General features: G+C 59.2%; 1 protein-coding gene. It reads left to right on the top strand.

Annotated elements, in window-relative coordinates:
- On the top strand, window positions 1-250 hold a 250-nt coding region (locus tag V0R37_RS22870), incomplete at both ends, for a hypothetical protein (protein WP_420376659.1).

The following is a 250-nucleotide window of genomic DNA, read 5'->3' as shown; positions in this document are numbered from 1 at the left end:
AGGCGAATGGTGGCCGAACGACTATAGTGGCGAACCACTGGTGTCCTTCGCGGAGCGCGAGGGCAAGGAACTGGGTCTGAAGCTCGGCGACACGGTGACGGTCAATGTGCTGGGCCGCAACATCACCGCGAAGATCGCAAGCTTCCGTCAAGTTCAGTGGGAAACGCTTGCGATGAATTTCGTCATGGTGTTTTCGCCCAATACCTTTGCCGGTGCGCCTGCGACTTGGCTGGCGACGCTCACCATTCCC

The organism is Pollutimonas rozaliensis (assembly GCF_048751585.1).
Classification (GTDB): domain Bacteria; phylum Pseudomonadota; class Gammaproteobacteria; order Burkholderiales; family Burkholderiaceae_B.
Note: the sequence above shows the minus strand (reverse complement) of the source record. Positions and strands in the feature narration are given on the sequence as shown.